A 12,659-nucleotide genomic window follows, 5' to 3' on the forward strand; every position below is an offset into this window, starting at 1 on the left:
GGGCCGCCCCCGGCCCCCCGGCCCCACGGCCCGCTGGTGCGCCCGGCGGCGGCCACCGCGCTCGCCGCGGCTGCTGATCCCCTGGCGGGACGCCCTCGCGCTGCTCGCCGAGCCCAAGCGGCCGGGCGCCACGCTGCTGCTCGGCCTGGTGATCGCGGGCATCGCGGCGTTCGGCGCGGGCACGCACAGCGGCGCCCCGTACGGGCTCACCGCGCTGTGCGCCCTGCTGGGCAGCCAGGCCGCCGCCCAGCTCCTGGAGCCCGCCCGCCTGGACGCCGACGACAGCCACCGCACGGCCTGGTCCCCCCTGCCCTACGAACGCCACGCCCCGGCCCACGCCGTCACCCCCGTGCTCACCCTGCTGGCGATCGGCTGGCTCGTGTCCCTGCCCGCCCTGCCCGCCTACGGCCCCGCGGTGCTGCTGTACGCCGCGGGCGCGGCACCCCTGCTGGTCGCGGGCGGACTGCTCAGCGCCTATCGCTCCCCGGCACCGCTGTGGATCCTTGCCAGCGGCGCCCAGGTCGCCCCGCAGATCGTCGCGATCTGGTACGCCATCGGACCGCTCCTGGCGGCCGCGTCCCTGACGGCGGCCTTCGGCGGCGGCCCCACGCTCGGCGGCGCGGCGATCTGCTGGGGGCTGTCCCTGGCGATGCTGAGGTGGGCACGGCTGCGCGCCCGCAGGGTTGCGTGGGGCTGAGTGCGGTGGGCTCGCAGGATCGTGTGGGGCTGAGTGCGGTGGGCCGGCAGGGTTGTGTGGGGCTGGGTGCGGTGGGCCGGCAGGGTTGTGTGGGGCTGGGTGCGGTGGGCTCGCAGGATCGTGTGGGGCTGAGTGCGGTGGGCCCGCAGGGTCGTACGGGAGCAGGCGGAGGCCGTACGCGAGCCGTACGGAGGCCGTGCGGGGCGACGCGGGGGGGCACGGGGGAGACGCGGAGCAACGCGGGGGAGGCGCGGCGGAGACACGGCGCAATGTCCGGGAGGGGCGGGGCCGTGTGGGCGCGGGATCGGCTAGGGGTGCCGGAGTCCCGGGCGGCGCCCGCGCGTTGGCATCTCGTCAGCGCTCTGGAAAACGCGCCGCCGCGCCTGTTCAATGAGGCCACCTCGCGTGCGAAACGTCCGACGGCCCCGGTTCCGGCTCCGGCCGCGCGGTCGCCGCGGCCACCGGCGGCCGGCACGGCGCGGAACCGGCGCATCGGGCGCACGGGCACACCGGCACGGCGAGCACACCCGCACGGCGAGCAGTCAGCAAGCAGCAGTGAGCCGCGACATATTGGAGGCCGTATGGACAGTGCCCCCGCCCCCATACCTCCCGCATCTCCCGCCGTCCGTTCCGCGGGCGTGGAGCGCCCCTATCCGTTGCTCTTCGAGCGCGCGGCACGCATCGCCACCGGCCTGCGCGAGCTGGGCGTACGGCCCGGTGACCGGATCGCCGTCGTGCTGCGCAACGAGCCCGCGCATGTGGAGATCACGGTCGCCGCGGCACACGCCGGGGCCTCCGCCGTACCCGTCAACTGGCACTTCAAGAACGACGATCTGCGCCATGTGCTGACCGACAGCGGGAGCAAGGTCGTCTTCGCGCACACCGACCTGCTGCCCGCGGTGCGCGCCGTACTGCCCGCCGGTGCCCGGATCATCGAGGTGCCGGTGCCCGAGGGGCTGGCCGAGGCCTGCGGCTTCCCGCCCCCGCCCCTGACCGGAGACCACCCGGTCCTGGACGACTGGCTCGCCGGACACCGGCCGCTGGCGGATCCCGCCACCAGCCGCCCGCCGACCGTCATCTACAGCTCGGGAACCACGGGGCGTCCCAAAGGCGTGCTGCGCGACCCGGTCACCCCCGAGCAACTGGAAGAAGGCGTACGGAAGTTCAGCGAGCTGTGCCGCGTCGGGCCCGGCGACCGCACCCTGGTCCCCGCCCCGCTCTACCACTCCTCGCCCAGCCAGCACACCGTGCTCTCGCTCGCCGCGGGCCTGGACATCACCCTGATGCCGCGCTTCGACGCCGAGGAGTTCCTGCGCCTGGTCGAGCGCCACCGCATCCAGCAGGTGCAGGTCGTACCGACCATGTTCGTCCGCCTGCTGCGGCTGCCCAAGGACGTACGCGAGCGCTACGACCTGTCCTCGCTCACCTCGGTCGTGCACGCCGCCGCGCCCTGCCCGCCGCACGTCAAACGCGCCATGATCGACTGGCTGGGGCCGGTGGTCAGCGAGTTCTACGGCGGCAGCGAGACCGGCGCGGTGACCTGGTGCGACAGCCAGGAGTGGCTGGAGCACCCGGGTACGGTCGGGCGCGCGGAGGGCACCGGAGCGGTGGCGGTGGTGGGGGACGACGGGAGCGTGCTGCCGGCCGGGCGAACCGGCGAGATCTACCTCAAGCCCTCCGACAACTGGCCCCGGTTCAGCTACCTCGGCGACCCCGTCAAGCGCGCCGCCATGGACTCCTCGCGCCTCCCCGGCTATGTCACCATCGGCGACATCGGCCGCCTCGACGAGGACGGCTATCTCTACCTCAGCGACCGCCGCAGCGACATGGTGATCTCCGGCGGCGTCAACATCTACCCGGCGGAGATCGAGAGCTGTCTGCTCACCCTGGACGGGGTGCTGGACGCGGCCGTCTTCGGCATCCCCGACCCGGAGTTCGGCGAATCGCTGGCCGCGCACATCGAGGCCGAACCGGCGTCGTTGCTGACCGCGGAGGACGTACGGGCCCATGTCGCCGGGCGGCTGGCGTCCTACAAGGCACCCAAGGTGGTGGTCTTCGAGACGAGCCTGCCGCGCGACGACTCCGGCAAGCTCTTCAAGCGGCGCCTGCGCGCCCCGTACTGGGCCGGGCACGGCAGCAACATCTGACGACCCGTGAGAGGGGCGCGGGCGGGCCCGTCACAGCCCGCCGCGCTCCATCAACTGCCGTACGATCACGTCCCGCTGTATCTCGTTCGTGCCCTCGCCGACGATCATCAAAGGGGCGTCCCGGAAGTAGCGCTCCACGTCGAACTCGGTGGAGTAGCCGTAGCCGCCGTGCACCCGTACCGCGTCCAGGGCGATGCGCATCGCGGTCTCCGAGGCGAAGAGTTTGGCCATGCCCGCCTCCAGATCCGCCCGCGCCCCGCTGTCGTAGGTGCGGGCGGCATGCAGCACCAGCTGCCGGGCCGCGGTGAGCGAAGTGGCCATGTTCGCCAGGTAGTTGCCGATGGACTGGTGGCGCCAGATGGGCCGACCGAAGGTCTCCCGCTGCCGGGCGTAGCGCACCGCGTCCTCGAACGCGGCCCGTCCCACCCCCACCGCCCGCGCGGCGACCTGGATGCGGCCGATCTCCAGGCCCCGCATCATCTGCGCGAACCCCCGGCCCGGCACGCCGCCGAGCAGCGCCTCGGCGGGCACCGCGAAGTCCTCGAAGGCCAGCTCGCAGCTCTCCACGCCCTTGTAGCCGAGTTTGGGCAGGTCGCGCGAGACGGTCAGGCCGGGGCCGTGCTCGGCCAGCAGCACGCTGATGCCGCGGTGCCCGGGGTCGGCCGCCGGGTCGGTCTTGACCAGCAGGGCGAGCAGCCCGGCCCGGCGGGCGTTGGTGATCCACGTCTTGGCGCCGTCGACCCGGTAGGAGCCGTCCGGGGCGCGCCGCGCGGTGGTGCGCAGCGCCTGGAGGTCGGAGCCGCCGCCCGGTTCGGTCAGCGCCATGGCGGCGCGCACCTCGCCGGTCGCCAGCAGGGGCAGCCAGCGCTCGCGCTGCCGCTCGGTCCCGTACCGCAGGATCATCGTGCACACCACCGTGTGGCCGCCCATCGCGCCCGCCAGGCTCATCCAGCCGCGCGCCAGCTCCTCGGTGACCAGGGCGTAGCAGGGGGTGCTGACGGCCGTGCCGCCGTAGGTCTCGGGGACGGCCAGGCCGAAGACCCCGAGTTCCTTCATCCGCTCGATCAGGTGGTGCGGATAGCTGTCGGAGTGTTCCAACTCCCGTGCCACGGGCCGTACATCGCGCTCCACGAAGTCATGGACGAGGTCGACGGCGGCGCGCTCCTCGGGGGAGAGGCCGCAGGGGTCGGCGGGGGAGTCGGTCATGGCGAACCACCCTTCCACTGAACGGATTTCACTGCCACCATGGGCGCGCTCGCGCCACATCAGCGAACATCGTCCGCGTACCTGAACTCCCGTCCCGGAGGGGTGTGTCCATGGAAGGCCGGATGGAGCGACGTACGGAGCGCAGCACGGAGCGCGAAACCGCAGGCCGCCCGGCCCGCCGGCGATTCCTCGCCGCGGGCGCCGCGCTGGCGGCCGTGGCGGCGCTGCCCGCGCTGTCGGCCCCCGCGGCGGCGGCCGGCCGGAGCCCGGCGGGGGCGCACCCCGCACCGGCCCTGCCCGGCCGCGCGGAGATCACCGCCGTCCTGCGCCGGGTCGCCGACCACTGGCTGGCCGCCCACGCCGACCCCGGCGACAACCAGTGGGCCCGCGCCACCTTCTTCAGCGGCCTGATGGCCCTGCACCGCCTCACCCGCGAGCCGCGCTATCCCCACTACGCCCGAGGCTGGGCCGAGAAGCACCGCTACGGGCTGCACAACGGCGTCACCACCCGCCACGCCGACGACCACTGCGCCGGCCAGACCTACCTCGACCTGTACGCGTGCGAGCCGGATCCGGCCAGGATCGCCGCGATCGAGGAGTCCTTGCACCGAATGACGTACACCGACCGCCCGGACAAGCACGACGACTGGTGGTGGGACGACGCCCTGCACATGGCCATGCCGCCGTTCGCCCGCATCGGCGCGCTGCGCCGCGACACGGCCTACTGGGACAAGCTGTACGCGCTGTACTCGCACACCAAGCACACCGAGGGCGGCCCCGGCCTCCACGACGCGAAGAGCGGCCTGTGGTACCGCGACAAGCGCTTCCTGCCCGGCGGCATCCTCTCTCCGGACGGCAGACCGGTGCTGTGGTCCCGGGGCAACGGCTGGGTGGCCGGCGGCCACGTCAAGACCCTCAAGGCCCTCCCCGCCCGGCACCCCGACGTCCCCGAGTACCGCGCGGCGCTCGTGCGGGAACTGGCCGCGCTGCGCGCGGTCCAGCGCCCCGACGGGTTCTGGAATGTGAACCTCGCCGACCCCCGGCACTTCCCCGGCCCGGAGACCAGCGGCACGGCCTTCTTCCTCTACGCCACCGCCTACGCGCTGCGCGCCCGCCTCGTCGGGGCCGCCGCGTTCGAGCCCGTGGCGGCCCGCGCCTGGCACGGTCTGGTCACCACCGCCGTCCACCCCGACGGCTTCCTGGGGTACGTGCAAAAGCCCGGCGACCGCCCCGACTCCCACCAGCCCGTCACCTACCAGGACACCGCGGACTTCGGCGTCGGCGCCTTCCTGCTGGCGGGTACGGAGCTGGCGGAACTCACCGGGAAGTGAACGGGCCGCCGGTGCCCGGGAGGTCTCAACTCCCGTGCACCCGCGGCGCATTGGTCAATGCTGGGGCAGGACCACCGCTTTGACCGCGGTCGCGTCCCGGGCGCCCGCGGTGAGCGCCAGCTCGGTCTCGTCCAGGCCGTAGCGGTGGGTCACCAGCCGGTCCAGGTCGACCTCGCCGCCCGCGACGAGGCTCAGCGCGGTGGGCCAGGTGTGGGCGTAGCGGAAGGTCCCGGTCACCTCGAGTTCGTAGTTCTGCACACGGCTCAGCGGGAGGGTGACCTCCTCGCCGCCCATGCCGACCAGTACGGCCCGCCCGGCGCGGGCCAGTTGGCCGACGGCCTCGGTGGTCGCCGGCCCGGAGCCGGAGCACTCCAGCAGCACCTGCGGCTCGAAGCCGCTCCCGGATAGCGGTGCGGCGGTCGCGTCGAGGGTGGCGGTGGCGCCCAACTCCCGTGCCAGGGAAAGGCGGTGGGGGTTGATGTCGCTGACCACGACCTCGCTCGCGCCGAAGGCCAGCGCCGTCTGCAGCGCCACCAGGCCGATCGGCCCCGCGCCGGTCACCAGCACCCGGTCGCCGGGCCGCACCCGCCCCTTCTCGTTGGCCCACACGCCGACCGACAGCGGCTCCAGGAGTGCGGCGGCCTCGTCGGAGACCCGGTCGGGCACCGGGTGCGCGAAGTCCTCGTGGGCCAGGGCGAATTGGGCGAACGCGCCGTCGGCCTGTCCGGGCATCGCGTAGAAGTGCATCGCCTCGCACAGGTTGTAGCGGCCCCGCCGGCACTGCTCACAGGCCGCGCACGGCGTCCCCGGCTCGATGGAGACCCGCTGGCCCACGGACCGCCGGGTCACACCTTCGCCGGTGGCCACGATCACGCCGCTGGGTTCGTGGCCCAGGATGAGCGGCCCCCGCACGGCCCAGCTGCCCAGCCTGCCCTCCTCGTAGAAGTGGACGTCCGAGCCGCAGGTGCCCACCGCGAGGATCTGCACCAGCACCTGCCGGGGGCCGGGCGCGGGGACCGGGACCTCCTCGACGGCCAGGGTGCGCGGGCCGCGCTGGACGGCGGCCCGCATCGTGGCGGGAAGGGCGCTCATGACGCCGCCAGGCCGGGCACGATCTGGAGCTTGCGCCCGGTGCCCTGCCCGAAGGTGTCCAGGGCGGTGGCGTACTCGGACAGGGCGAACCGGTGGGTGATCATCGTCTCGCAGTCGACGACGCCCTTGCCCAGCAGCTCCACCGCCCGCCCGTAGCTGTGCAGGATCGCCATGCTGCCGACGATGCGGATCTCGTCGTTGTAGATGCGAAACGGCGAGAAGCGCGCCGTCTCCTGGTCGGGGGCGCAGCCGAACTGCTGGAACGTACCGCCGCGCACGGGCCGGGTCAGCCCGTCCTCGATGGCCCGGACGTTGCCGGTGCAGTCGGTGACCACCTCCCAGCCGCGCGGGTGGTCCGCCACCAGGGCGTCCGCGTGCGTGGCCACCGCGTCGGCGCCCAGCGTGCGGGCCACCTCCAGGCGGGCCGCGTTGGTGTCGACCACCGAGACCGAGGCCGCGCCCGCGCGCCGGGCCACCTGGAGGTAGAGCAGGCCCATGGTGCCCGCGCCGTAGATCAGGAAGTGGTCGCCCAGCTTGGGGGCGACCAGGTCGAAGCCGCGCACGATGGTGGACAGCGGCTCGATCAGCGGGGCGTGCTCCAGGGCCACCGTCCGCGGCAGCCGGTAGCAGTTGCGGGCGGGCACCTTGACGTACTCCGCGCAGGCGCCGTCCACGGTGATGCCGACGGTGCCCCAGTGCTCGCACAGATTCCCGCGGCCTATGGCGCAGAAGTGGCAGGCGCCGCAGTAGATGGCCGGGTCGGCGGCGACGGCGTCGCCCTCGGCGAACGCGGTGACGCCCGCGCCGATAGCGACCACCTCGCCGGAGAACTCGTGCCCCGGTATCACCGGGTAGCGCGTCGGCCCGAACTCGCCCGCCAGCATGTGCACATCGGTCCCGCACAGCCCCGCGGCGGCGACCCGCAGGACGACCTCGCCGGGCCCCGGCACCGGGTCCGCGACCGTGGTGAGGGACATCTTGTCCGGCTCCTCGATGACAACTGCGCGCATGGTCGTTACCGCCTTTCACAAGGGTTGGGGCCTCGGCACTGCATGACGTCGCGTCAAGCGGCGCGCAGATTACGGGATTCGACCTGCCGGATCTTCTCCACCTTGGGCGCGGAGCGGCCGCCCGCGAAGTCGGCGGCCAGCCAGTGGTCCAGGCACACCAGGGCGGCCTGCACGCCCATGGTGCGCGCGCCGAAGCAGGCGATCTGCGCGTCGTTGGACTTGCGGGCGCGCTCGGCGCTGTAGCTGTCGGGGATCTGCGCGGCCCGGATGCCGGGCACCTTGTTGGCCGCGATGGCCATGCCGATGCCGGTGCCGCAGATCAGGACGGCGCGCTCGTACGTGCCCTGCGCCACGCCCAGGGCCACGCGCTCGGCGACGTCGGGGTAGTCCTCGCCGCCGCTCGCGCTCAGGTCGGTGACCGGGTATCCGCGCTCGGTGAGGTGGGCGACCATCGCGTCCCGCATGGCGGTTCCGGCGTCGTCGCAGCCGACGGCGACGCGGCCGCTGCCGCCGCCCGCCGCCTGCTGTGCGGCGCCCTGTGTGGTGTGCTGCATCGCTGTCTCCTCGTCCGCTGATGTCACCGGCGGGGCTCAGGCCGCCGAGATCTCCTTCAGGACCGTGCGCAGGCCCTCGGTGTCGTGGGCGCGGCGGCCCAGGAACAGCCCGTCGACGCTGCCGGAGAGCTGCTCGAAGGTGCCGGGTCCGGCCGTGCCCCCGTAGATGACCCGGCCGCGCCCATCGTGCTCGCGCAGACAGGCGCGCACGGCGGCGGCCACGGTCCGTACGTGCTCGGCGGGCGCGGGACGGCTCGCGCCGATGGCCCAGACCGGTTCGTAGGCGACGATGACCGCGCTGCCCGGTACGGCGCCGCCGAGCGCCGAGCGCACCTGGGTCACCGTCTCCCGTACGGCAGTTGGCAGGTCGGTGCCGTCGCGCTCGCCCGCGCAGATGACGGGGACGAGCCCGGCGCGGGTGGCCGCGCGGGTCTTCGCGGCGACGATCTGGTCCGTCTCGCCGAAGTGCGCCCGGCGCTCGGCGTGGCCGACCTCCACATAGCGCGCGCCGGTCTCGGCGAGCATCCCGGCGGAGACCTCGCCGGTCCACGCGCCGCTCTCGGCCCAGTGCACGTCCTGCGCGCCGTACCCGATGCCGGTGGCGCCCAGCAGCTCGCGGGCGTCGGCCAGGGCCGGGAAGGCGGGCAGCGCGAAGAGGTCGACGGGCCGGGGGAGGGCGGCCAGGGTGCCGGACAGCCCGGCCAGCTCCGCGAGCCACTTCCGGGTCTCGGCGAGGCCGAAGTAGAGCTTCAGGGACACCCCGACCACCGGTCGTCTCTCCGGTGCGGAGGCCTCGGGAATCACGTCGTTCATGATGCTTCCAACAAAATCACATGTGAAGTTCTCAAATCAAGACGTGAACATCACGGGATCGGTGTGATTTCTGTGGTGTTCCCGCCGCGGCATCCGCGCTGCGGCCCCCGGCCCCGCCCCGGCGGCCGGCCCCCTCAACCCGGAGGTGGGCGGCATATCACCATCCCGTTAAAGTCGGAGCGATATCGACGGAACGGCGCAGGTGAACGCGCCGACGCGGGGCCCGGGCACCGGCCGCCCCGAGGGGAGGACACGGATCCACATGAGTCGCCGCTCCAACGGATTAGTGGCCATCTGGGCCGAGGCGCAGCGCCAGCAGCAACGCCAGCACGAGGCGCAGCGCCGCGAGCGGGCACAGGACCTGCGCGAGCAGGAGCGGCGGCAGCGGGACACCGAGCGGGCGATGGCCCGCATGCACCGGGAGCGCCAGCAGGCCTACCGCCGCCGGCGGGAGGCCGACGCCCAGGCCAGGACCGAGGAGCTGGAGGCCCGCGTCGCCGCCCTGACGGGCCTGCTCGCCGAGGGCTGCCGGGCGCCCGCCTTCAGCGCCGCCTCGCTCAAACAGCCCGAGCAGGTCCAGGAGTTCGCGCCCGGCCGGCTCGCCACCCCGATCCCGCTGCCCGACCCCGCCGCGTACCAGCCCCAGGGCGGCGGCTGGGGAGCGGCCCGCCGCGCCCAGGCCCAGCAGGAGGCACACGCCCGCTACGAGCGGGACTGGTACGCCGCACAGGCAGCCGAGCACCAGCGCCGGCAGCAACTGGCCGACTACCGGCGGCAGTACGACCAGTGGGCCGCCGGACAGCTGGCCTCGGTCAGGGCGCACAACGCCGGGATCGAGGAGCTGCTGGGCCGGCTGCGCGCGGGCGAGGCGGAGGCGGCCGTGGAGTACTTCTCCGCGGCCCTGTACGCGTCCACCGGCTGGCCCGAGGGCTTCCCGCACCAGGTGTCGGCGGCGTACGACCCGATGGCCCGTCAGCTGGTGCTGGACTGGGAGCTGCCGGGCTACGACATCGTGCCCGAGGCCAAGTCGGTGCGGTACATGCCCGGCGCCGACCAGGACAAGGAGACCGCCAGGCCGGCCGCCCAGCGCCGGGCCCTGTACCGCGACGTCCTCGCCCAGTGCGTGCTGCTGGCGCTGCGCGACCTCTTCGCCGCCGATGCCTTCCACACCCTGGACTCGGTGGCCCTGAACGGGTTCGTGGACGGGGTGGACCCGGCCACCGGCCGCCCCGCGCAGATCTTCCTGGCCACCGTCATGGCCTCCCGCAGCGCCTTCGAACCGCTCAACCTCGCCCAGGTCAGCGCCGTGGACTGCCTGACCGACGGGCTGCGCGGCCAGCTCTCCGCGCGCCCCGACCAGGGCGTCGCCGTACGCCCCGGACGCCTGCCCGGTGACGTCGGCAGCGGCGTGGTGCGGCACGGCGGCGAGGAGGAGCCGGACCTCTTCGCCATGGACCCGCTCGCCTTCGAGGACCTGGTCGCCGAACTCTTGCGCGCCATGGGCATGCAGGCGGTGACCACCCAGCGCTCCGGCGACGGCGGGGTGGACGTGGACGCGCTGGACCCCGACCCCATCCGCGGCGGCAAGATCATTGTGCAGGTCAAGCGCTACCGCAACACCGTCCCGCCCACCGCCGTCCGCGACCTGTACGGCACCGTCCAGTCCGAAGGCGCCAACAAGGGCGTCCTGGTGACCACCTCACGCTTCGGACCCGGCGCCCACACCTTCGCCAACGGCAAGCCGCTGACCTTGATCTCCGGGCCGGAACTCATCGACCTGCTCGCCCGCCACGGGCTGCGCGGACGGCTGGGCGAGGCCACCGTCCCCGCGCAGCGCACCGGCCCGGAACCCGCCGCCGAGCCGCAGGACCGGCCCGCCGCCGCGTCCGCACCGGCGCACCCTGACTCCCCGCGGGCCGCCCCCGAGGACCCGGCCGGGCGCGAGGAGTCCCCGCAGGACCACAACATCCTCGGCATGAACTGGTCCGGCGCCGTCGCACTGGACGTCTGCGCCCTGGTGTGCCGGGGCAGCGCCGTACTGAGCGAGGACCACTTCGTCTTCTACAACAACCCGCGCACCCCGGACGGTTCGGTGCGGATGCTGCCCGGCTTCGCGCCCGACCGCGCCGCCGTACAGGTGCGCTTCGAGGACCTGCCCTCCGGCGCGGACCGCCTCGTCCTGGTCGCCGCCATCGACCCGCAGGCCGACCCCGACGCCGACCTGTCCGGATTCACCGAGGCGAGCATCCGGCTGCTGGACGCCGCGGGCACCGAGCTGGGCACCCTGGAGGTCTCCGAGGGCAGACGCGGCGAAAGGGCCCTCGTCCTCGGCTCCTTCCGCCGACGGGCGGGCGGGGACTGGGACTTCGTGATCGGCGGCAAGGGCTATCCGGGCGGACTGGAGGCACTGGTCCAGGACTTCGGCATCGAGGTGGCCTGAGCCCCCGTGTCCGGCGGGGCCCGGTGAGCCGCAGCGCGCGGTTGCGCGCCCGGAGCGCCGGGCGCTACCGCACGCCTGGGGCGAGCCGGCGGAGCGTCTGTCGTACCCGTCCGTACGGGGCCATGGTGGGAGGACCGCTCGGGTGTCCCGGCACTGCGGACCGGGGCTGCCGGGCGCGGAGGGGGACACCATGGCACCGTTCATCCCACCACGGGCCGTCGCGGCGCTGACGGCAGCCGTACTGGCCCTGGCGCTCACCGCCACCGGCTGCGGCAACGGCGACTCCGGGGCCGACGTCAAGGCGGTGGCCGCGGGGGAGTTGGGCCCCGACCCCTTCTTCACCCAGTCCCTCGGCACGGACCGGCGCGGCCTGGGCCCGGGGGGCGCGGGCGGGGTCCGCACCGGCGACGTGGCGGGCCTGTACGGCGGCACGTTGAACAAGAGCAGCTGCGACAAGGCGGGCCTGATCCGTTTTCTGACCGACCCGCGCAACGCCGGCAAGGCCCGCGCCTGGGCGAAGATCCACGGCATCGACGCCAAGGACATCACCCGGTACGTCAGGCCGCTGACCCCCGTACTCCTGCGCAACGACACGCTCGTGAAGAACCACGGCTTCCGCAAGGGCGCGGCCACCGCCTTCGAGTCCCTGCTGGAGGCGGGCATCGCGGTGCTCATCGACCGCCTGGGCCGCCCGGTCGTCAAGTGCAACTGCGGCAATCCCCTCGCCCCGCCCTCGGTGCGCCCGGACCAGATCAGCCCCGACATCATCGGCGACGCGGACTGGCGCAAGCGCTACGACCCGAAGAAGACCACGACCGTCAAGCCCGGCAAGAAGCCGCCGCGCAAGGGCCGGTTCCATCTGACCGACGTCGTCAGCGGCAAGGGCATCGGCCGCCCGGCGGGCAGCGACGTCGCCTCGGACGTCACCCTGCCCGCTCCGCCGCCGCTGCCCGCGCCGACTCCGACCCCGGTGCCGGAGACCTCCACGACGCCGCCGCCCAGCCCCACCACGGCCCCGCCCCCGCCGGAGATCGTCGGCACCTGGCGGGCCGGGCCCTCGGAGATGCGCATCAGTGCGACGGGACCCGACACGTACTCCGGTGTGGCGCTGAAGGAGATCCTCAGCGGTAAGAACTGTGTGACCCCCGAGGGCCGGGAGCTGTGGACCATGTCGGGCAAGGGCCCGCGCTTCGAAGGCCTCGTGGACACCTCGGACTACTGGACCTGTGAGGAACTGAGCCCGGAGCAGGCGGTCTGGGAGCTGACCGACCCCAACAGCCTGCGCATGTGTGTGACCTTCGCCCAGCGGGAGCACTGCGCCACATGGGCCCGCGTCGGCGCATGACGGCCGGGCGCACGGCGGCCGGTG

9 protein-coding genes and 1 pseudogene are annotated in these 12,659 nt (G+C 73.8%); 5 read left to right on the forward strand and 5 right to left on the reverse strand.

Translation table 11 applies throughout. The features are described 5' to 3' along the window. Positions 1-697 (forward strand): annotated as a pseudogene (locus AC4IJH_RS35170) (DUF6297 family protein); the annotation flags it as partial. Positions 698-1,278: 581 nt separating this feature from the next. Beyond that, complete coding sequence (locus AC4IJH_RS35175; protein WP_490856029.1) at positions 1,279-2,844, forward strand: AMP-binding protein; 1,566 nt, start codon at positions 1,279-1,281, stop codon at positions 2,842-2,844. 30 nt (positions 2,845-2,874) lie between these two features. Here AC4IJH_RS35175 and AC4IJH_RS35180 read toward each other — a convergent pair whose 3' ends face one another. Then, complete coding sequence (locus AC4IJH_RS35180) at positions 2,875-4,050, reverse strand: acyl-CoA dehydrogenase family protein (protein ID WP_490856030.1); 1,176 nt, start codon at positions 4,048-4,050, stop codon at positions 2,875-2,877. A 122-nt stretch (positions 4,051-4,172) separates the two neighbouring features. Here AC4IJH_RS35180 and AC4IJH_RS35185 point away from each other — a divergent pair, with 122 nt between their 5' ends. Further along, positions 4,173-5,381, forward strand: coding sequence for a glycoside hydrolase family 88 protein (locus tag AC4IJH_RS35185; protein ID WP_490856031.1), 1,209 nt, complete (start codon positions 4,173-4,175; stop codon positions 5,379-5,381). A gap of 54 nt (positions 5,382-5,435) precedes the next feature. On the opposite strand, the gene AC4IJH_RS35190 is transcribed toward AC4IJH_RS35185, so the two are convergent. The 4 genes from AC4IJH_RS35190 to AC4IJH_RS35205 are packed head-to-tail and all read right to left on the reverse strand — an operon-like array spanning position 5,436 to position 8,850. Next, positions 5,436-6,473 (reverse strand): NAD(P)-dependent alcohol dehydrogenase, encoded by a 1,038-nt coding sequence (locus tag AC4IJH_RS35190; protein WP_490856032.1) that lies wholly within the window; start codon positions 6,471-6,473, stop codon positions 5,436-5,438. Then, positions 6,470-7,483 carry a zinc-dependent alcohol dehydrogenase family protein gene (locus tag AC4IJH_RS35195; protein WP_490856033.1) on the reverse strand — a complete coding sequence of 338 codons (1,014 nt, stop codon included), beginning with the start codon at positions 7,481-7,483 and terminating at the stop codon, positions 6,470-6,472. Before AC4IJH_RS35195 ends, AC4IJH_RS35190 begins: the two co-directional genes overlap by 4 nt. A 53-nt stretch (positions 7,484-7,536) precedes the next feature. Further along, on the reverse strand, positions 7,537-8,037 hold the full coding sequence (locus AC4IJH_RS35200) for an RpiB/LacA/LacB family sugar-phosphate isomerase (protein ID WP_490856034.1): 501 nt from the start codon (positions 8,035-8,037) through the stop codon (positions 7,537-7,539). A 36-nt stretch (positions 8,038-8,073) separates the two neighbouring features. Next, the gene (locus AC4IJH_RS35205) at positions 8,074-8,850 is read right to left on the reverse strand and encodes a triose-phosphate isomerase family protein (RefSeq protein ID WP_490856035.1); all 777 of its coding nucleotides are present in this window, start codon (positions 8,848-8,850) and stop codon (positions 8,074-8,076) included. Between the two features lie 262 nt (positions 8,851-9,112). On the opposite strand from AC4IJH_RS35205, the gene AC4IJH_RS35210 reads away from it, so the two are divergent. Both AC4IJH_RS35210 and AC4IJH_RS35215 read left to right on the forward strand, forming a co-directional pair. After that, entirely contained in the window at positions 9,113-11,290 is a 2,178-nt protein-coding gene (locus tag AC4IJH_RS35210; RefSeq protein ID WP_490856036.1) for a restriction endonuclease, read from the forward strand. Between the two features lie 190 nt (positions 11,291-11,480). Then, complete coding sequence (locus AC4IJH_RS35215; protein ID WP_490856037.1) at positions 11,481-12,635, forward strand: DUF6777 domain-containing protein; 1,155 nt, start codon at positions 11,481-11,483, stop codon at positions 12,633-12,635. Positions 12,636-12,659 lie beyond the last annotated feature (24 nt).

Source organism: Streptomyces sp. UF-297 (genome assembly GCF_058245575.1).